Consider the following 19,504-nt stretch of genomic DNA (forward strand, 5'->3'; position numbering starts at 1 on the left):
TGTTAAGCAGCAAATATTAATAACATTGCAAGTACAAACGCAAGCAATCCCATGATTTCAACCATGGCAGCACCAATATAAACATAACTTTTCATTTTACCTTCTGATTCAGGGTTTCTCGCAATCCCATTTAACATAGCAGAGAAGATATTAGCTATACCTAAACCAGCACCGAGCATTCCAAACACAGCTAAACCAATTGCTATAAATTTTAAAGCTACTAAATCCATATATTACCTTTAATTATTTCTTTATAATATAATTGTAAAATATTCTACAAGGAAGTCAATTACTTTACTGCATCTGACAAATATACACATGTTAATATAGTAAATATATAAGCTTGTAAAATTGCAACAAATACTTCAAATCCTATCAATGCAATTATGAACAAAAACGGCGCAGGAGTGAAAAATATGTTCATATTTACAATAAACCCTGCTATCACTTTGATGATTGTATGACCAGCAATCATATTTGCTGCAAGCCTTATTGATAGGCTAACCGGCCTTACTAAATAAGCAAACAACTTAATAATAATTATTATAGGTGCAAGCCACGAAGGAGTTCCTTTTGGTAGCAATATGCGTAAAAATTCTACTCCCCTTTCTTTAAATCCAACAATCGTTATATAAATAAAAACCACCATCGATAAAGCGAAGGTGACTATCACATGACTTGTGACCGTGAAACTATAAGGAAGAACACCAACTAAATTACACGATAAAATGAAAATAAACACTGTAAATATCAATGGAATGTGCTGCAAGCCTTTGCTTCCAGTGTTATTTTCTATTATTGAAATAACAAAATCATATACATACTCAACTGCAGCTTGCAAATATCCTGGTATTACTGCCCCCTTCTTTATTCCAAAAAGCAAAAAGAGTATCATCAATATCACCGAAATCATCGTGAAAAAAGATGAATTGGTAAAGCTTACGTCATACCCAAATAACCTAGGTAACTCTATTATTGTATATACTTTAAATTGCTCTAGCGGATTTAACGCCATTTTGACCCTATGTACTTGAACTATAACAGTAAATAAAGTATGAATTTTATAGGACAAAGTCAAGGGTTAAGATAAGGCTCTGTGTTATTATAACATTGATACATTAACAAAATATGTAATTAGAGTGTTAATTACAGTCAGCTCTGTATTTTAAAATTTACTAATCTTATTAAATTATTTAACTTAACATCTTATTTTAATTATAATTTAATTTTTAGTGAGGTATATAATGAACGAAATAGATTTTATTAACGCTAATCATCCTTTAAATTTAGAGCAGGAATTTGGTAACGGATACATCAAATTGACAGATGGTTCCTTTAACGAATATACTGGCCATTATCAAATAGGAAGCGAAATACTAGATGAAAGCCATAATATGATAGGAGACTTAACTATAGATGGCTACATTCATAGCTTCCATGCAGATACCCACAATATGAATCTTAAATCCTTTACGGAGATAGATTTAAAAGGTGATATAAAGAAGATAAATTCTCTTTACAAGAAGATATAAAGTTACAAAAACTTCTGCATCATTGCTTGTGATACAGAAGTCACTTTTCATTCCACTACAATAAGCTTTAAAATCACTACATTTTACATTACAATAACTTTTTCACTTCTTTTTAGGTCCATGAAATTCACATTATCTTGGTTATTAGAACACTTAGAAACCAATGCTAGTTTAGAAGAAATTACCGATAAATTAACTCACATAGGGTTAGAAGTAGAAGATGTGATCGATAATTCCAGATTGACTGGGTTTATTGTTGCAGAGGTATTAGAAGTCGTACCTCATCCAAATGCTGATAAATTAAAATTATGTAAAGTAAATGATGGAAGTAAAATTCTACAAATAGTCTGTGGAGCAAACAATGTTAGAGAAGGTATGAAAACTGTACTTGCATCTCTTGGTAGCACGTTGCCAGAAAGTGATCTCACAATTAAGTCCACAAAAATACGAGGAATGCTAAGTGAAGGGATGCTCTGCTCTGCTTCTGAACTTGCGCTGGTTCAAGAGGAAAGTGAAGGAATAATCGAGCTTTCCGATGATTATAAAGTAGGGGATAAATTTTTCAATTGTGACCCTGTAATTGATATAAATGTTACTCCAAACCGTGGAGATTGCTTAGGCATTTATGGAATAGCTCGCGACCTTGCTGCAACTGGAATTGGGACATTAAAGACTTTAAGCATTCCACAACTTACCAGCTCCATAAATTCACCAATCGATGTTGAAGTTACTGACGGGGAAAGTTTTATTAGTGGAATATACATCGCCAATGTAAAAAATCAAGAAAGCCCAAAATGGTTAAAAGATAGGCTGGAATCGATAGGAATGCGCTCCATTTCTGCAATAGTTGATATCACGAACTATATTATGATATCTTTCAGCCGCCCAATGCACGCGTATGATGCAAAAAAAATAGAAGGAGAGCTCACAGTACGCAAAGCAAACGACGGAGAAAAATTTGCTGGTTTGAACGGTAAAGAATACTTATTAAACAAAGACATAAGCGTTATTGCAGGTGATAAAAATATTCATGGAATTGCTGGAATTATAGGTGGTAAGTGCAGTGAATGTACTCTTGAAACTACTGATATCTTTTTAGAGTCTGCTTGGTTCGATCCCATCTCTATTACTAAATCTTCAAGGCAGCTCGGCATCTCCACAGACGCTAGTTACAGATTTGCACGTTCAGTTGATCCTGGATTTACTTTTGATGGACTCAACCTTGCAGCTAAAATGATTCTGGACTTATGTGGTGGAGAAACCTCAAGCGTAGTGTCTGCTGGCAGTTTAGATAGTGCTGACACCAAGGTGAGCTTTGATTATCAGGATGTGAACAAGTTTGGAAGTGTGTCTGTATCGCCTGATGAAGTGCTTGATATCTTAACGAAACTAGGGTTTAGTATTGATAAAAAAACCGAAGGCAATTGGAATGTACAAGTACCAAGCTGGAGACCGGACGTGACAATACCGGCTGACCTAATCGAAGAAGTAACAAGGATATACGGCTATGACAAAATAAAAGAAGAACCACTACCAAATAATGTTGAAGAAGTAGATAGTACATACGACAATTTGCGTATTTTGATGACAAACAGAGGGTTTCATGAAGTGCTAACCTGGTCGTTTATGAGTGAATCAACAGCTGAAAAATTTGGTTACTCGAATAAGTTATTTATCATCGATAATCCGTTTAACAATAGCTTTAATATAATGAGACCAAGTATTATGCCAAATTTATTGCAAGTTACTGCTGATAATATTGCCCATGGAATATCTGATCTTGCAATCTTCGAAATCGGGCCGATTTACGATGGTGAAGCTCAGTCTAAGTATGTTTTAAGTGGAATTAGGTCAGGAAATAATTTACCGCGAAACCATTATAATACTGATAGGAAAGTAGATGTTTTTGACGCAAAGGCTGATTGCATAGCAGCTTTGGAGTTTTTTAACGTTAATTGTGATAATTTAACGATAGAGAAAGCAGAAAAAGAACATTACCACCCAGGAAAGTCAGGCACTCTCTCTTTTAAGAATAAAGTAGCAGGTTATTTTGGAGAGTTGCATCCTAATATATTAGATCTTTTTGATATCAAGCAAAAAGTTGTAGGTTTTGAGGTAATACTAGAAAATATTGAAAATTTACCTGTAAGTAGAAAGAAATTTATCGATTATAAATACCAAAGTGTAAAACGTGATTTTGCATTTATAGTAAATAAGGATGTGGAAGTAGGTAACATAATCAATGTGATAAAAAAAAGCTCAGAGCTCATCACAGAAGTTTTGATATTCGATGTATACCATGGAAATAATATAGAACCGAATAAGATGTCTATAGCGTTGTCAGTTACTTTTTGCTCTCCAATCCACACTTTAACTGAAAAAGAGATCCAAAAAGAATCAAGTGCTATAGTTAATTTAGTATGTGAAAATACCGGAGGAACTTTGAGAACTTATCGTTGAGTCACAATCATAGTTTCCTGCCGTTGCTGTGTCACACTTACTTCATCCAATTTATTTCCAATATTGAATTCAATATCCTTGAAAAATCTATCCCACATTCCATGCAAATGCTCTTCTATTTTAGGCCACACATCATTTTTAAATGTTACCCCATCATCAGAAAATAAATTACCTAAAAAGGCTCCAATACCTTCATAATTTGACTGAAAACATTGAAGAAATGTCTCTCCTTCTTTATAAGTATTATGTGCCACATTTAACGCTTTTCTCTCTGTAGTCTCTTTATAAGCATTTGATGCTCCAATCTTTATTGCACCAAACATAACTTTACTCCAGTTCTTAACTTTCTGTATACAACCTTCACTATTTCCTGGTATATTATTTATTATATTTTTTGTCAAATTGTCTATCAAAGGAGACAATAAATTTTGACTAAAATGTTTGATATTATCTTTTGTTTTAATTACAGGGTATTTGATGCGTTTTTCTGCTAAACAGTACTCCAGTTCTGCTCTTTCTAATAACTTCTTGATTTCTTTTTCATCAAAAGTTTCAAGCTTGAATACCTTCAGTAAATCATCTTCTATTACTGCAAATTTTATTTTTTCACGAGACGTTAGTTCTTCTTTATAATCATTTTTTGTTTCTTCATTTATCAATAATTCTTTTTTGCCTAATTCTAACTGTTTTAATGCTTTCAGAATTTCTTCATTCCTTTTTAAGAGCACTTCTATTGATCTTGTACCCGGATGCCCTTTTTCCCTGTTATTTTGTTCAGCTTGTAAACGCTTATTTTGATCTTTGAGTGTTTGTTCTAATGTAGATTTTTCTAAATGTCCTTCATCTTGCACGCGAAAAGCTTCAATTATTTCTGCTAGACCTGATTCACCATATTTTCTTAATTTCTTGCATAAACGTAAAACACCCTTTTTTTGTTCTCGAAGTAACCTTTGCACTTTATATTTTTTTATTTCTAAATACATCTTTTCTATAAAGTCATTTATTTTAGCTGAAGCTTCCTTATCCGATGGAACCTTTACTTTTTTTTCTAAATCTTCAAGCTGCTTCCTTAGGCTTTGCTTCTCCTTATCCGGTATATCTGATTGACTTAACTTACCTTGAACTTTTTTCATTACTGATTTTATCAGCCTGCGCTCAATCTCTTGATCATCATATTCGAATTTAAAAAGGTCTTCTAACCCCCTTTTTAAGGTGTCATTTGTTAAGCTACTGTTTTCATGTATTTCTTTTAATTTCTTATATATATTGTTACACCTTGTTTGACCTATTCCTCTTAAACGTTCAATTTCTTCTTTCGCATTACCTAAGGCTTTCTCTGTTGCTTGGAGATGCTTATTTTTATAAATATCAATTACTGTCCTTTTAACTATTTCGCCTTCCTTTATAAGCTTTTTCCATTCCGCCTCATGTACAGAAAATTCATCATCTTTTGAGTCTTCTACTTCCATTCCTGCGTTTTTCAAATCTTCTATTATAATCTCTTTTCTACTTGGTAATTCCTTACCTTGGCTCTCTAATTCCTGTCTCACTAAAGAATTTTTTATCTCATCTTCCAGCGAAAAATCTTCTCCCCGTCTATCTCGCTGAAACTTAATTGCTTGTATAAAGGCAACTTGATAAGCACTTTGTATTAAGTGACTTGTCAAATTAGGACCTGTACTATCTACCACTTTCGACTTGAATTCGTTCAATAATTCCTTCAATTTATCATATGTAATCTCTTTCTTTTCTAGCTTTATCAGTTCTTCCATAGTCTTCGCAAATTCCTGAATAGAAGTTGCAAGCACATCCTTGATTTCATTGCGTAAGGGCTTAAGACCATTTTTTAAATTGATGTTAGTTGACAATTTCAGTACGATGCTATGCTCTGAATCCCGCGTCACATCAAACCACTTGTTATTTTCATTTTCATACAAATCTCTAAGCAATCGTTTAAATTGCGGTGGAAATTCTATTTCCATATCCCACGCAATATTTGGTCCAGTAACTTCCTTTTCATGAAAAGACACCTCAATATTTTGATGCTTATTAGAATACCGCCCCATACTTATTTTAAGAGCAGTAACTAAAGAGTGAGATAAATCTCTATTTAAAAGATAAAAAGTAGCCAAAGCAATTGTTGCAGGAACAACTAAGGCTACAAGTACAGCCATATTAACAAAAATTGCTATTGCAGCAAGAACACCATATGCCAATCTTTTTGGCACGCCAGTTTCACTCTTTTTTGTCTTATCTTCCCCTACACTGTCTTGTGTCTTGCTGTTTGCTTGAAATCTACTGCATACGACTAATCCCAGTGCAGTAAAAGCAATATAAGGAAGCATTAAAACTGACAGAGCTAAATTTAATATTTTCTTTTCTGGGCAAGTTCTATTTATTTCCTTAAATATTTCGCTTGATATATTATACCAGGAAGTAAAAAAATCAGAGTTATAATCTTTATAATGAAATATACTGAGTGGAACGTTAAAATTAGCTAACGGCTCTTGTTCTTCCACAGCATCAAAAAATTCTTCTTCCTCTTCTGAAGTAGCAAGACCTAAATTATTCCCTTCTTCTACATTAGAAACAGCTTCCATAGCATCAAAAAACTCTTCTTCCTCCTCCAAAGTAACAACAGATTCTGCTTTACCTAAACCACCACTATTGTTAACAACTTCTTCATAATCATCTGCAACAGCTTTATTCATATTATAACCTTATCCAATTACCTTAAGTATAGCATAAATACTGACAATCTTGCAACTTTATTAAAAATTTAACGCTCAATACTAACACTTAAATCCTGATATTCCTTAGAATAGAAGTTAGTTCCAATTTCTGTATTAATGTCCAAAGATAAGGCAAGGGTCTGCTCTTTTATATATTCAAACCACGTATTTATTGCTTCCTTAATTTTCTCATCTTCTGTTTTGATTATTACTCTGATTCTATCTGATATATGAAAATCAGCTTGTTTCCTAGTTTCCTGAATGAGCCTCACGACATCTCTCGCTAGCCCTTCTAGAATCAATTCATCATTTAAAGTAGTGTTTAGGATAACAACCCCTTTGTTGTTATCAAATACAGAGGAGAATTCACTGTTTGCTTTTAATAATAGTTCATATTCGCCTTTTTTTATAGTATAGTTCTCTGTTTCGTCTCCCAGAAATATCTGTTCATTTCCAACTTGCCTCCATTTTCCCTCTTTGACGTATTGAACTAATTTCTTGATCTTGCCTGGAACTCTCTTTCCAAGCACAGGGAAGTTGAGTTTTAACTCTAGTGATGCAACTTCTTTCAACTTATCCACTATTTCTAATTCTTTTACATTTACCTCATCTTTTATCATCTCTTGATATTCACCTTCAAGAAAACCACAGGAAGACTGATGATAAATCCTCATACTGCCAAGTGGCTGTCTGATACGTATGTTAAAAGTGTTTCTAATAGAGAGTGCAGAGTTACATATCTCTCTCACTAGATCCATTTTGGCAATGAGCTGACTATCAAACTTCTCTAATTGTGGAAAATTAGCCAAATGAACAGATGTTTCTTCATACTTAAGCCCTTGCCATATATTCTCTGTTATAAGTGGCAACAAAGGAGCTGCAGCTCTTAGTATGTAATAAAAAACCGTATATAGAACATTATAAGCATCAGTTTTATCCTGATCCAAATCACCTTTCCAAAAACGCTCGCGACTGCGACGAATATACCAATTATTTAGCACTTCAAAAAAGTTCATTAAAATTTTGCAAGCCTCTTGGGAGTTATAGTTGTTCATAGAAGCTTGGATACCTTCTACAGCTTCAAAACACTTGGAAATCATGTAACGATCAATAGTGCTTCTATAGTCCTTACACACTTCAGCTTTAATTCCATCTGCATTTGCATACATAGTAAAAAAGTGATAACTATTCCAAATAGGTTTTATTACATTTTTTAGAACATCTCGTATTGAGTTTCCTTCTTTATCGAGTAGCAAATTACCACCACAAACAATAGATCCAGAAAGCATAAGAAAACGCAGTGCATCAGAACCGTATCTATCAAAAACCTCCATTGGATCTGCATAGTTATTCAAACGTTTGGACAATTTTTGCCCTTTTACATCCAAAACAACACCGTGGCATATGCAGTTCTTAAATGGTTCCCTATCAAACAAAGCAGTGGACAATACAAAGAGCGTATAAAACCACCCCCTGGTTTGCGCTATGTATTCAGTGATAAAATCCGCAGATTCAAACCACTCCTTATTTTCAAACGGATAGTGGATTTGCGCAAATGGCATCGAGCCAGATTCAAACCAGCAGTCAAACACGTCAGGTACACGGCGCATAACTGATTTTCCTGTTGGATCATCAGGATTTGGTCTTGTTAAAGTATCGATAAATGGTCTGTGCAAGTCGTCTATTTTAACATTAAAATCTCTCTCCAGTTCTTCTATTGAACCATATACATCTACTCTTGGATATCTCGCATCGTCTGATTTCCATACAGGGATTGGTGTACCCCAGAATCGATTGCGTGAAATTGACCAGTCGTGTGCCCCTTCAAGCCATTTTCCAAATTGACCATCTCTAATGTGGTTTGGTATCCAATTAACTCTCTTATTTAGCTCTACCATTCTGCTTTTGAATTTTGTAACAGCAACATACCAAGAAGGCATAGTGCGATAGATCAAAGGAGTGTCAGTTCTCCAGCAGTGTGGATAATTGTGAATATATTGTTCAGTTTTAAACCAATTCCCTTGCTCTTTTAATTTTTTTATTACTGTATCATTGGTATCAAAAACATGAACCCCTGCCAAATCTGAAATTTCAGCAGTAAATTTTCCACTGTTATCAATTGGACAAATAACTGGAATATCATGGCTTTGGCAAAGGTAAAAATCTTCCTCACCAAATCCAGGAGCAGTATGCACAACGCCAGTACCATCTTCTTCCGTCACATAATCAGCAATAAAAACGCGAAATGCATTTTTTGTGTCTTTAAAATAGTCAAACAGTGGTTTGTAAGAAAGACCTGCAAGATCATTCGCTTTAAGTTTTATATTGCAGTTTTCATATGGAATATTGTTTTGTTCAGGGTGGCTGATAAATTTCTCTAAGTAGCTTTCAGCAAAAATGTATATTTCACCATTCATTGAACTTCCTTCACTACTCCCTGTCATCCCAGTGCCCAGACACTGGGATCCAGAAATAGATTCCAGCGTCACGCGCTGGAATGACATCAAAGGGTGGACTGACACTGCACAATACTTAATATCTTTTCCTATTGCTAAAGCCAAGTTGCTCGGCAACGTCCAAGGAGTTGTAGTCCAAGCAAGTAATTTACACTTTCGTTTAACACTTTTAAATTGCTGTGGGTTTTCTAAAAGCTCAAATGCAACAGTTACAGCTTTGCTAACTTTTTCTCTATACGCGTTATCAAGCCTTGTTTCGAAATTAGATAATGGAGTTTCGCATGCCCAGCTATATGGTACAACGCGCACTGATTCATACACCAGACCCTTATCATAAAGCTGCTTGAATGCCCACATGACCGACTCCATGAATGATTTATCCATAGTCTTATAGTCATTGTGAAAGTCTACCCACCTTGCTTGCCTATTTACATACTTCTCCCACTCTGATGAAAATTTCATCACAGAAGTACGGCAATGATCGTTAAATTTATCTATACCAAACTTCTCTATCTCAGTTCTACCAGATATTCCAAGTTCTTTTTCTGCACCCATCTCAGCCGGCAATCCATGGCAATCCCAGCCAAATCTACGTTCAACCCTTTTTTGAAGCATAGTTTGATATCTTGCAAATGCGTCTTTGATGAAACCAGTGAGTAAATGTCCATAATGCGGAAGTCCATTTGCAAACGGAGGCCCATCGTAAAAGACAAAACAATTATCCTTGGAACGTTCTTCAACTGACCGCTCAAAAACTTTGTTTTCCTGCCAAAATTTTATGATTTCCTTTTCTAACGATAAAAAATCAGGACTACTTACTGTATCAGGATAATGCTTTGACTTCATGTTCGCTATGTAAAACTAAAGAATATAGGGCTTTCTGAAAAATTACAAATTCAAAAATATTTCCGTAGCTCACACCCCAACAAACTATTCTGCCGAGCTTCCAATACCTTTTTTTAAGTTTTACTTGCAGTTTTTATTGTTTTACTTAACATTAACCAAAGCTTTAGGGGTATTTTATGGATCAGAAGACAGATAAGTTTCCACAATTTTTAAAAATGTTGTGCTTTGTTGAAATGTGGGAACGTTTCTCTTACTATGGAATGAGGGCACTTTTGGTCCTATTTTTGACTTCTCACTTAGGTTTCACTGATGAGAGGGCCTTTACTATTTACTCATTATTTGCTGCAACAGGTTATGCTATACCAATACTTGGAGGTTTTTTAGCTGATAAGTTGATGGGATTCCGCAACATGGTGTTGCTTGGAGGGATAGTGATGATAGCAGGTCATGCTTGCATGTCATTGGTTAAGTTTGAACCAGGCTTATTATATTTAGGTTTATCTCTTAGCCATAGGTACTGGTATGTTTAAAGGGAACGTAACTAACTTACTTAGTTCATGCTATGGCAAAGACGATCCTGAACGTAGCAGAGGCTTTACTTTATTTTACGTAGGTGTGAATATTGGAGCAATATTGGCTTCTATTTCATGTGGTTATGTAGCCCACTTGTTTGGCTGGCACTACGGCTTTGGTTTAGCTGGTATTGGGATGTCTATAGGGCTAATCTTTTTTCTCAAATTTCAGAATCTTTTAGGAGATAGCGGCCTTTCTCCTTATCCAGAGCTTATGAATAAGCGCATATTAGGGATTAAAATTTTTGGTATAGTATTGATAGGAAGCTTTCTGTCATCATCAATAATTGCTAAAATGCTTATACATAGTGAATTTTTTACTAATATGCTCATATTTATTGGAATAACAGCTCTGGGCATATTTATTTATATAATATCTAAATTATCAGCAGAACAAAGACGAAAATTAGTGGCATTATCTATTCTTGTGGTATTTTTCTTGTGTTTTTTTGCTTTAGAAATGCAGCTTGGCTCTTTGGTTAACTTATTCACCGAAAGAAACGTTATTAACAATGTATTAGGTATAACAATCCCAGCTTCAGTTTCTCAAGCCATAAATCCTTTGTCAATTATAATATTTGGCTTTCTTTTTGGAACATACATGAAGTTTAAGCAAAAATATGCAACTTCCATGTTTACCCTTGGCCTTCTGACAATGGCTATGTGTTTTTTCACACTGTACATAGGATGTTTAAACTCTAACATTGAAGGTAAAGTAGAATACTTATATTTAATAATTGCTATCTCCTTTATGGGACTGGGAGAATTATGTATTGCTCCATTAGTCCAAGAACAAGCAACTACACTAGCCCCCAAAAACCTTAGAGGAGTAGTGATGGGTATAGTAATGCTGTCATTAGCGTTTTCTAACCTAGCCGGAGTTGCAATATCAAAATTTATGTCAGTTCCTTCAGTAAATGGTAAAATAAATTATTTAGAATCTTTAGAAATATATAAAGAGGGTTTTTTAAAGGTGGGAATATTTAATTTAATGCTCGTTATTGTATTTTTATTCTTCTTCAATTTTATACATAAAGTTGTTACTAACTCATCTTGTACAAAAAATTGATATAGGTAAGCTCAAATTTGTAGGTTTAAGGTACCCGTTCAGCAGAGGTAGCAATTAAACTTTGTAACTTTTGAAAAAGATTATGATTGCATTTTTTCAATACTCTTTGCTTAAGATTTATATTTAACGCTGCTTAAAATCAGTGAAATGCACACCCCAGCAAACTACTCTGCCGAGCTTCCAACACTTTCACATTTACTATTTTATCCCTGTATTTATCTTCAGAATCATCAATGCACACTGATTGCATATATGGGCTTTTACCAATAATTTGGTTTTGGTGTTTACCTTTTTTATCGCTAAATAGAACAGGTATAGTTTTACCTACCATACTCTGGTTAAACTCAAGTTGTTGCTTACTAATTAATTTCTGTAAACGAAGAAGGCGCTCTGTTTTAACCTCTTCTGGTACTTGATCTTTTCTTTCCGCTCCCGGTGTGCCTGGTCTTGGGCTGTATTTAAAACTATAAGCCTGAGCATATCTAACTTTTTCTACTAATTTCATAGTTTCTTCAAAATCTTTTTCGGTTTCTCCAGGAAAACCAACAATAAAATCAGAAGAAAATTCGATTTCAGGTTTCAATTTGCGAAATCTGTCTATTATTTCCAAATACTCCTCTGCAGTGTGTTTCCTGTTCATCGCGTGCAATATTTTATTCGAACCAGACTGCACAGGCAGGTGAACAAACGGCATGAGCTTTGGCTCTTCCGCATGTGCCAAGTAGAGAGATTCATGCATATCTCTTGGATGAGAAGTTGTATAACGAATCCTCTCTAGCTTTTCAATTTTAGCAATATGACTAATTAATTTTCCTAAATCCCACACTTCCCCTTCGCACTCCCCATGGTAAGCATTGACGTTCTGACCAAGCAAATTGATCTCATTTGCCCCATTTGCAACTAATTTCAATGCTTCACGAAATATTTCATTCACTGGCCGTGAATACTCAGCTCCACGAGCATAGGGCACTACACAAAACGTACAAAATTTATCACAACCCTCTTGTATGGCAAGAAACGCAGAAGACCCCTGGCTATTGCCATAGCATTCATCTGGCAATTTATCAAACTTTGCAACTTCAGGAAAATCAGTGTTTATTACATGACCTTTACTTCTGCTTGCTTTGACTATCAGCTCCGGTAAGGTAGCGATACTCTGCGGACCAACAACAATATCAACAAAAGGAGCCCTTCTGAACACTTCTTCTCCCTCTGCTTGCGCTACACACCCAGCCACCACTATAGTCATTTCTTTTCGTAACGAATGAATCTTCCCAAGCTCTGAGTAAAGTTTTTCTGCTGCCTTCTCTCTAATGTGACAAGTATTCAGTATCACTAAATCGGCTTTCCCTGCATCACTAACAACGTTGAACCCCAAAGGTTTAATTACATTTTCCATTAAAACGGAGTCATAAACGTTCATCTGACAGCCGTAAGTTTTAATATATAGGCCTTTCATATTTGGTATGTCTTTTTCAAAATTTCTTCACCCTACACGTAAATGTCTAACAGACCAGCGCGTGACGCTAGTGAACTTGCTAGCACAATAGATTTTGACAAAATTATACGAAAAACTGGATCCCAGTGTCAAGCACTGGGATGACAAGTTCTCGGCAACCCCTACGTCATACCATCACGGTATCTCTAGATCCCGCTAACAAGTAGCGGGATGACGGTTGTCAGGGTGTCATGAAAGTAGCTAACACTGGCTTCCATCCAAGAGGGCAGTGCCCTCTTCTTGTCATCCCAGTGCTTGACACTGGGATGGCTTTGTTGCATCGCTACTTATGAAAGGCTAACTATAGTTAGGATTATAAGCAACCTATTGAAAATCTTGTTTTTTTGCAATCAATCTGATCAAATTTAAGAATAGTAATTTATTATTTATATTAATAAATTTAATTCTATTGAAAATAGCTAAAGCATTGAAATTCTTGAATTTTAGCCGGATTAGTGAGTGGTAGTGAAATTTCTTTTACTCAAATTTAGGTATTCACTGACCGTTCTTGTTATAAATACCAGAATAATAAGCTACTGATATTCTCTACCTTTTTTATCTTTATCCATCATAGCTAGCGATGCAACAAAGCCCACTGGGATCCAGGAAAAAGAATGGTGTCATGCAAGTAGCTAACACTGGGATGGCTTTGTTGCATAGCAACTGAAAAAATCTGGTGGCTACTGACAAAATTCATTATAAAATAGCCATTTAACCTTGAAAGAAAAAATATGCCACAAAAAATGAGGGTCAGTAACCATAGCGAATATAACAAATTTCTAGAAAAAAGAGGAAATATTTTTCATTATATCAACGAAGCCATAGAAAAGTGGTACGAGAATGGTCCAAAAATACCAGTTGGCAACAATATTTATAGCGATAAAGTTGTAATTTTGGTGCACATAATAACTTGTTTATTTAGAATAGGCCTGAGGCAAACAGTTGGGTTTATAGCAGGATACCTTGAGCAAATTGGGAAAAATTTGCAAGTTATCAGCTATTCACAATCATCAAGAAGGTTTAAGAAACTCAATATTAAGATCAATGATTGCAGAAAATAATATGGAAGATATCGAAATTGCTATAGACAGTACAGGAATTAGTATATACAACAACACTCCTGGTCATAGCAAAGAAAATAGCGAAGATAGAAAGTATCGCAGCTATGAACAGACAAGAAAATTGCATGTAATGTTGAATACAAACAGCAAAAAAGCCATAGCTGTAAAATACAGTAACGGCTGATCACTATGGAGCTTGTGATTTGCTAAAAGAAGTCGATTTTCAGTATGTCATAAAAGTACTATATGCAGATAGGGCATATGACAGAGAAAAGCTCTATAAGCTGTGTAATCAATATGGTATAAAAACGAAAATTCCTCCGAAAAACAACGCAGCAGAGCATCCAAAGTTAGACTATATGGCTGAGAGAAATTCTGCAGTCAAGCTCATAAAGTCATATGATGAAGATGGTATAAAGAAGTGGAAAAAAGAGATGAGTTATGGAAAAAGATCTTATATAGAAAGTTTTTTCTCGCGACTGAAACAAACATTCGGGTTTAGTTTTAGGAATAAATCTGAGACAAATAGAGAGAAGGAACTACTTGTTAAATGCTATTTGCTCAATAAGTTCACTGATATTGGTATGGCTAAATTTGAGATAGCTTCATAAATTTATTGTGCGTTACCTACTATCCGAAGAGCGATGCAACAAAGCCCACTGGGATCGAGGAAAAAGAACGGTGTCATCCGAGTAGCTTGACACTGGCATCCAGGAAACTTAATTGCAAGTAATGCATTGAGTTTGGTAAGTATGGGTTTTGCGTTATAGAATGAAGCACTTTTGGTGAATTTGTAAAGAAAGCTGGATCCCAGTGTCAAGCACTGGGATGACAAGAAAGGGAGCACTGGAATTTTTATTTCAGTATTGTACATTAGCCATGCATCTGAACAGATACGAGCTTTCTGCTTTTTTTGGGTAAGGTCAGTCAAAAAGGTTTTACAACAACCATAATAACTATAACTATTATCAATACTGTAACTGCTTCATTTAAAACGCGAAAATAAATATGTGACTTCTTATTCGAACCCATTGCAAAATTTTTCCTATATTTTGCAAGTAGCATATGAATAATTAACATCAAAAGTATTGCAAATGCTTTTACATGAAACCATCCTTCACGATATGCTTCCCTAATAACCATTAGTGTAATTCCAAGACCAAGTGAGAAAAGCATTGCAGGGTTTATGATATATCTAAGTAGCCTCTTTTCCATTGTTTGAAGCAAGCTATCATTTTCCGATCCCGGTTTTACAGTTGCATGGTAGACATAAAGCCTGGGTAAATAAAGCATACCTGCCATCCACATGATAACAGAGATAACGTGAAAAGCCTCAAGCCAGTGGTAATAGTTCATTAGCAAAAATTTAAAATTCCTGGTATTGTGTTAGTTTAATGAAAAAGAAATCGATATGAAAGCAGAAAATTTCACTAAAGAACAGATAATTGGATTCTACAGGAAAATGCTACTCATACGCAGATTTGAGGAAAAAGCAGGACAATTATATGGGATGGGATTAATAGGCGGGTTCTGTCACCTATCAATAGGACAAGAAGCAGTTGCAGTTGGAACTCAAGCTGCATCAAAATTAGGTGACGCTTTTATCACAAGTTATAGAGACCATGGTTTAATGCTCGCATGTGATTCTGATCCAAATGTTGTAATGGCAGAACTCACCGGCAAAGAAACGGGATGTTCAAAAGGTAAAGGTGGTTCGATGCACGTATTTGACGTTGAAAAAAAATTTTTCGGCGGACATGGAATAGTGGGAGCACAAGTTCCAATTGGCACAGGAATAGCATTTGCTAATAAATACAAGAAAAAAGATACCGTGGTATTCACGTATTTTGGTGACGGTGCTGCAAATCAAGGACAAGTATATGAATCATTTAATATGGCAGCTTTGTGGAAGTTGCCTGTGGTTTACATCATAGAAAATAACGAATACGCAATGGGAACTTCTGTGCAAAGATCAACTTTAGTAACTGAGCTGTACAAAAGAGGAGAAAACTTTGGTATTCCTGGAAAACAAGTTGATGGAATGGATTTTTTCTCTGTTTATGCGGCTACAAGCGAAGCAGCGGAACACACACGCAGCGGAAAAGAGCCTATCCTGCTTGAAATGAAGACATATCGATATCGCGGTCACTCAATGTCAGACCCTGCTACTTATCGCTTAAAAGAAGAAGTTGAAGATATGAAGCAAAATCATGACCCTATAAGCACTTTAAAGAAATACATGACAGATAATAAAATGGCTTCAGAAGAAGAGTGCAAAGTAATTGATAAGGAAATACGTGATTTAGTAAAAAAGTCGGAAGATTTTGCCAAAAATAGTAAAGAACCAAGCGTTGATGAGCTGTATACTGATGTTTATAAATTTGTTAGCTAATTTTTTTATCCAGAACTGTACAAACATTGTATAGTAAACGATGTCATCCAAATAGCTCCTTCTCCCGTCATCCAAGTGCCCTCCTTTTTTTGTCATCCCAGTGCTCTGACTACTTGGATCCAGCTGAGTTGGTGAGTATAAAAGTATAGCTAACGCAAGCTCTACGTCATGCCGCCGCGAACCGTCATACCGCGATTCATTCGCGGTATCTCTAGATCCCGCTAACAACTTACTATTACCCACAAATAAAAACATAGTATTGTATTTACTCAAATAATTTAATTTTATTAACCTGAAAGCTTATTAGATTAAAATTATTAAACTAAGAGTTATAATTTTAGCAACTAAAAGCTGTAAATTGCACCATATAAACAGTTATTTCAAGCAAAAGTTATGCCATTAAGAGCTATGCAACAAACATTTATATTTGTGGGTAATAGTAAGCGCTAACAAGCAGCGGGATGACGGTTGTCAGGCTAGCTGTCATCTCAGTAGTCTCCTTCTCCTGTCATCCGAGTAGCTGACACTGGTTCCTTTATGACGGCAGTAGCCCCTTCGGTGTCATTCCAGTGCTTGACACTGGAATGACACCAATAATTGACATTTCACTAGATATTCATTATAAATAATGGAATGCTACAAAGTATAAAAACCATATTAATAGAAGACGATAACGTTAGGCTGGATAGGTACATCAGAAGAATCTTTCCTGATCTAAAGCAATCTGTAATTGAAAAATCTTTAAGGAAAGGATTAATCAAAGTTGATGATTGCAAAGCAAAGTCCAGTGATAGAGTAAATTCTGGGCAAACTATAACGCTGAAGCACTTGCATTATATTGAAAACGCTAATTCTGATCGCAAATATAATGAAAAGTTAGTGAATCTACTAAGAGAGAACATATTATATGAAGACGAATATATACTAGCTATAAACAAACCCGCAGGGGTCATCGTTCAAGGTGGCGTAAAAGTAAAGATTAGCATGAGTGATTTGCTTGACCAAATAAGAGAGGGAGAAACATTTAAAATTGTCCATAGGCTAGATAGAGATACGAGTGGAGTGATAATATTCGCACGCAACGCTAATGTTGCCAGATACCTTATGGAAGAATTTAAAGGACGAAGAGTAAAAAAAACTTATTTAGCATTAACTTCTGGCATACCGAGCAAGGATAGTGGAACAATAGACTATCCATTGGTGAAAAAATATGTTTCAGGTCAAGAAAAAGTGGTCGTTGATGAAAATTCACCTCAGAATGCCACTACGCATTTTTCAATTATAGCAAAATCCAAACACAATGTTGCTTATTTAAAATTACAACCAATTACCGGCAGAACCCATCAGTTACGTGCACATTTAGCTCATATAAATTGCCCTATTCTTGGTGACGGTAAATATGGTGGTAAAAAAGCTTTTATTGATGGGATAGCAAATAAAATTCACCTTCATTCGCATTCTTTATCTTTAAAACTGCCAAACAATAAAGAAATCACTATCACCGCTCCTATCACTAAACACATCGAAAAATCCATTGAAGCGCTATTTTTCGACTGAAACGATTTCACCAATCAACTTTTCTGTCTTTGGCTTTAATTTGAAGCACAGATATTAGGCTAATTAATGCGCAGGCAGTAAGATAAATGCCTGCTGCAAGTTTTGTTTCGGTTTTTTCTATAAGCCACATGCATATGTATGGAGAAAGGCCACCAAAAATTCCTGCAGATATATTATTTGCTAAGCTTACGCCAGTGCATCTTACTTTTGTTGGAAACAGTTCACAAATAACAGAACCATATATTCCAAAAGATGCACCTACTGGTATAGTAATCAATAAGTAAGTTATTATTACGACATAGTGGTTAACGGAAGATAATAATGGTAATACACATGTACCAATCAGAGATAGCATAATCAGTACAGGAATCATTACGCGTTTTCTTCCAACTTTATCAGATAAAATTGCAAAAAGTACCGCAGATGCTGCAAATACAACCTGTATTACTATCCTCATTAAATCTTTAACACTAATAGATAAAATAACTAGCTCTTTTATTGATATATTATAAAACATTATTGCTGCGTAGACAATTGCATTCTGAGCAATTCCCAGATTGATTGAAATAATAAGCGGTCTTTTATAGTTTCTTACTAGTTCTAACAATGGTGAATGTGCTAAATTATTAGCGTACTTATTAGTTTTATATGCTAAGCTTTCTTTTAATATGTACCTAGTTAAAAAACCTATTGTCCCCAAAAAAAAGCAAAAATAAAAAAGCAACTTCCATTCCCATATTTCATAGTTCTCACCTGTAACTCTTTTGCAGATAAATATCATTGTTATGCATAAGAGCGTTCCAAGGGCTCCGCTAAAGGGCTTCATACTTCCTAAGAAACCTAGATTTTTTTTATCTTTTGAATGCTCTATCGTAAATGCTGTATTAATGCTTGTTTCACCTCCTGCAGTTATTCCTTGCACTATTCTACAAAACACAAGCAATACAGGTGAAAGCAACCCTATTTCTTTATACCCAGGTATAATTCCCATAATTGTGGATGATATTGAAATTAATATTACTGAAGTAAGTAAAGTCTTTCTTCTGCCATACTTATCTCCCATATAACCAAAAATTACTGCACCAATTGGTCTAAACGCAAAACCAATTGCAAAAACACCAAGGAATTTGAGTGTACTCAAATAATGATCTTCTGATGGGAAAAAAACGTTGATGATTGTATCTGTTAATACTCCAAAAAGAGTGAGTTCATACCACACAATCATGTTACAGATCATGCCCGATAGTATTGCTTTTTGGATATTATTCATGGTCTTTCAATTTAACATAACCTAATATATCATTAACCGGTGCTCCTTGCTATAAAATT

At 35.0% G+C, this 19,504-nt stretch carries 13 protein-coding genes and 1 pseudogene; 7 read left to right on the forward strand and 7 right to left on the reverse strand.

Annotated elements, in window-relative coordinates; translation table 11 throughout:
• Positions 1–2 precede the first annotated feature (2 nt).
• On the reverse strand, positions 3–230 hold the full coding sequence (locus OPR50_RS05335; protein ID WP_006014985.1) for a F0F1 ATP synthase subunit C: 228 nt from the start codon (positions 228–230) through the stop codon (positions 3–5).
• A gap of 59 nt (positions 231–289) precedes the next feature.
• Positions 290–1,015 (reverse strand): F0F1 ATP synthase subunit A, encoded by a 726-nt coding sequence (locus OPR50_RS05340; protein WP_264339383.1) that lies wholly within the window; start codon positions 1,013–1,015, stop codon positions 290–292.
• A 229-nt stretch (positions 1,016–1,244) separates the two neighbouring features.
• Between OPR50_RS05340 and OPR50_RS05345 the strand changes: the two genes are divergently transcribed.
• Together OPR50_RS05345 and pheT are read left to right on the forward strand one after the other, a co-directional pair.
• On the forward strand, positions 1,245–1,532 hold the full coding sequence (locus OPR50_RS05345; RefSeq protein WP_077188073.1) for a hypothetical protein: 288 nt from the start codon (positions 1,245–1,247) through the stop codon (positions 1,530–1,532).
• A gap of 120 nt (positions 1,533–1,652) precedes the next feature.
• On the forward strand, positions 1,653–3,992 hold the full coding sequence (pheT, locus tag OPR50_RS05350; RefSeq protein ID WP_264339382.1) for a phenylalanine--tRNA ligase subunit beta: 2,340 nt from the start codon (positions 1,653–1,655) through the stop codon (positions 3,990–3,992).
• Here pheT and OPR50_RS05355 read toward each other — a convergent pair.
• Entirely contained in the window at positions 3,983–6,703 is a 2,721-nt protein-coding gene (locus OPR50_RS05355) for a hypothetical protein (protein WP_264339381.1), read from the reverse strand. The genes pheT and OPR50_RS05355 overlap by 10 nt on opposite strands.
• 68 nt (positions 6,704–6,771) lie before the next feature.
• The gene (locus OPR50_RS05360; protein ID WP_265023898.1) at positions 6,772–10,026 is read right to left on the reverse strand and encodes an isoleucine--tRNA ligase; all 3,255 of its coding nucleotides are present in this window, start codon (positions 10,024–10,026) and stop codon (positions 6,772–6,774) included.
• A gap of 176 nt (positions 10,027–10,202) precedes the next feature.
• Between OPR50_RS05360 and OPR50_RS05365 the strand changes: the two genes are divergently transcribed.
• Complete coding sequence (locus OPR50_RS05365; protein WP_265023899.1) at positions 10,203–10,556, forward strand: hypothetical protein; 354 nt, start codon at positions 10,203–10,205, stop codon at positions 10,554–10,556.
• A complete protein-coding gene (locus OPR50_RS05370; protein WP_265023900.1) occupies positions 10,549–11,667 on the forward strand; it encodes a peptide MFS transporter in 1,119 nt (372 codons plus the stop codon). Before OPR50_RS05365 ends, OPR50_RS05370 begins: the two co-directional genes overlap by 8 nt.
• 139 nt (positions 11,668–11,806) lie before the next feature.
• On the opposite strand, the gene miaB is transcribed toward OPR50_RS05370, so the two are convergent.
• Complete coding sequence (gene miaB, locus OPR50_RS05375) at positions 11,807–13,126, reverse strand: tRNA (N6-isopentenyl adenosine(37)-C2)-methylthiotransferase MiaB (protein WP_264339378.1); 1,320 nt, start codon at positions 13,124–13,126, stop codon at positions 11,807–11,809.
• Between the two features lie 770 nt (positions 13,127–13,896).
• On the opposite strand from miaB, the pseudogene OPR50_RS08880 reads away from it, so the two are divergent.
• Positions 13,897–14,837 (forward strand): annotated as a pseudogene (locus OPR50_RS08880) (IS5 family transposase).
• Between the two features lie 316 nt (positions 14,838–15,153).
• On the opposite strand, the gene hemJ reads toward OPR50_RS08880, so the two are convergent.
• The gene (hemJ, locus tag OPR50_RS05395) at positions 15,154–15,582 is read right to left on the reverse strand and encodes a protoporphyrinogen oxidase HemJ (RefSeq protein ID WP_010082641.1); all 429 of its coding nucleotides are present in this window, start codon (positions 15,580–15,582) and stop codon (positions 15,154–15,156) included.
• 55 nt (positions 15,583–15,637) lie between these two features.
• Here hemJ and pdhA point away from each other — a divergent pair, with 55 nt between their 5' ends.
• Together pdhA and OPR50_RS05405 are read left to right on the forward strand one after the other, a co-directional pair.
• A complete protein-coding gene (gene pdhA / locus OPR50_RS05400) occupies positions 15,638–16,618 on the forward strand; it encodes a pyruvate dehydrogenase (acetyl-transferring) E1 component subunit alpha (RefSeq protein WP_264339372.1) in 981 nt (326 codons plus the stop codon).
• Positions 16,619–17,251: 633 nt separating this feature from the next.
• Positions 17,252–18,175 carry an RluA family pseudouridine synthase gene (locus OPR50_RS05405; RefSeq protein WP_155968382.1) on the forward strand — a complete coding sequence of 308 codons (924 nt, stop codon included), beginning with the start codon at positions 17,252–17,254 and terminating at the stop codon, positions 18,173–18,175.
• 7 nt (positions 18,176–18,182) lie between these two features.
• Here OPR50_RS05405 and OPR50_RS05410 read toward each other — a convergent pair whose 3' ends face one another.
• Positions 18,183–19,445 carry an MFS transporter gene (locus OPR50_RS05410; RefSeq protein ID WP_264339370.1) on the reverse strand — a complete coding sequence of 421 codons (1,263 nt, stop codon included), beginning with the start codon at positions 19,443–19,445 and terminating at the stop codon, positions 18,183–18,185.
• Positions 19,446–19,504 lie beyond the last annotated feature (59 nt).

Origin of the sequence: Wolbachia endosymbiont (group A) of Epagoge grotiana, from assembly GCF_947251775.1 — a bacterium.
Taxonomy (GTDB): Bacteria; Pseudomonadota; Alphaproteobacteria; order Rickettsiales; family Anaplasmataceae; genus Wolbachia; species Wolbachia pipientis.

Excerpts from the sequence above, each read along its gene's own strand:
- miaB (WP_264339378.1), bottom strand. The coding sequence starts at position 13,126 with ATGAAAGGCCTATATATTAAAACTTACGGCTGTCAGATGAACGTTTAT.
- OPR50_RS05405 (WP_155968382.1), top strand. The coding sequence starts at position 17,252 with ATGCTACAAAGTATAAAAACCATATTAATAGAAGACGATAACGTTAGG.
- OPR50_RS05360 (WP_265023898.1), bottom strand. The coding sequence starts at position 10,026 with ATGAAGTCAAAGCATTATCCTGATACAGTAAGTAGTCCTGATTTTTTA.
- OPR50_RS05340 (WP_264339383.1), bottom strand. The coding sequence starts at position 1,015 with ATGGCGTTAAATCCGCTAGAGCAATTTAAAGTATATACAATAATAGAG.
- OPR50_RS05345 (WP_077188073.1), top strand. The coding sequence starts at position 1,245 with ATGAACGAAATAGATTTTATTAACGCTAATCATCCTTTAAATTTAGAG.
- OPR50_RS05365 (WP_265023899.1), top strand. The coding sequence starts at position 10,203 with ATGGATCAGAAGACAGATAAGTTTCCACAATTTTTAAAAATGTTGTGC.
- OPR50_RS05370 (WP_265023900.1), top strand. The coding sequence starts at position 10,549 with ATGTTTAAAGGGAACGTAACTAACTTACTTAGTTCATGCTATGGCAAA.
- OPR50_RS05335 (WP_006014985.1), bottom strand. The coding sequence starts at position 230 with ATGGATTTAGTAGCTTTAAAATTTATAGCAATTGGTTTAGCTGTGTTT.
- OPR50_RS05410 (WP_264339370.1), bottom strand. The coding sequence starts at position 19,445 with ATGAATAATATCCAAAAAGCAATACTATCGGGCATGATCTGTAACATG.
- hemJ (WP_010082641.1), bottom strand. The coding sequence starts at position 15,582 with ATGAACTATTACCACTGGCTTGAGGCTTTTCACGTTATCTCTGTTATC.
- OPR50_RS05355 (WP_264339381.1), bottom strand. The coding sequence starts at position 6,703 with ATGAATAAAGCTGTTGCAGATGATTATGAAGAAGTTGTTAACAATAGT.
- pheT (WP_264339382.1), top strand. The coding sequence starts at position 1,653 with ATGAAATTCACATTATCTTGGTTATTAGAACACTTAGAAACCAATGCT.
- pdhA (WP_264339372.1), top strand. The coding sequence starts at position 15,638 with ATGAAAGCAGAAAATTTCACTAAAGAACAGATAATTGGATTCTACAGG.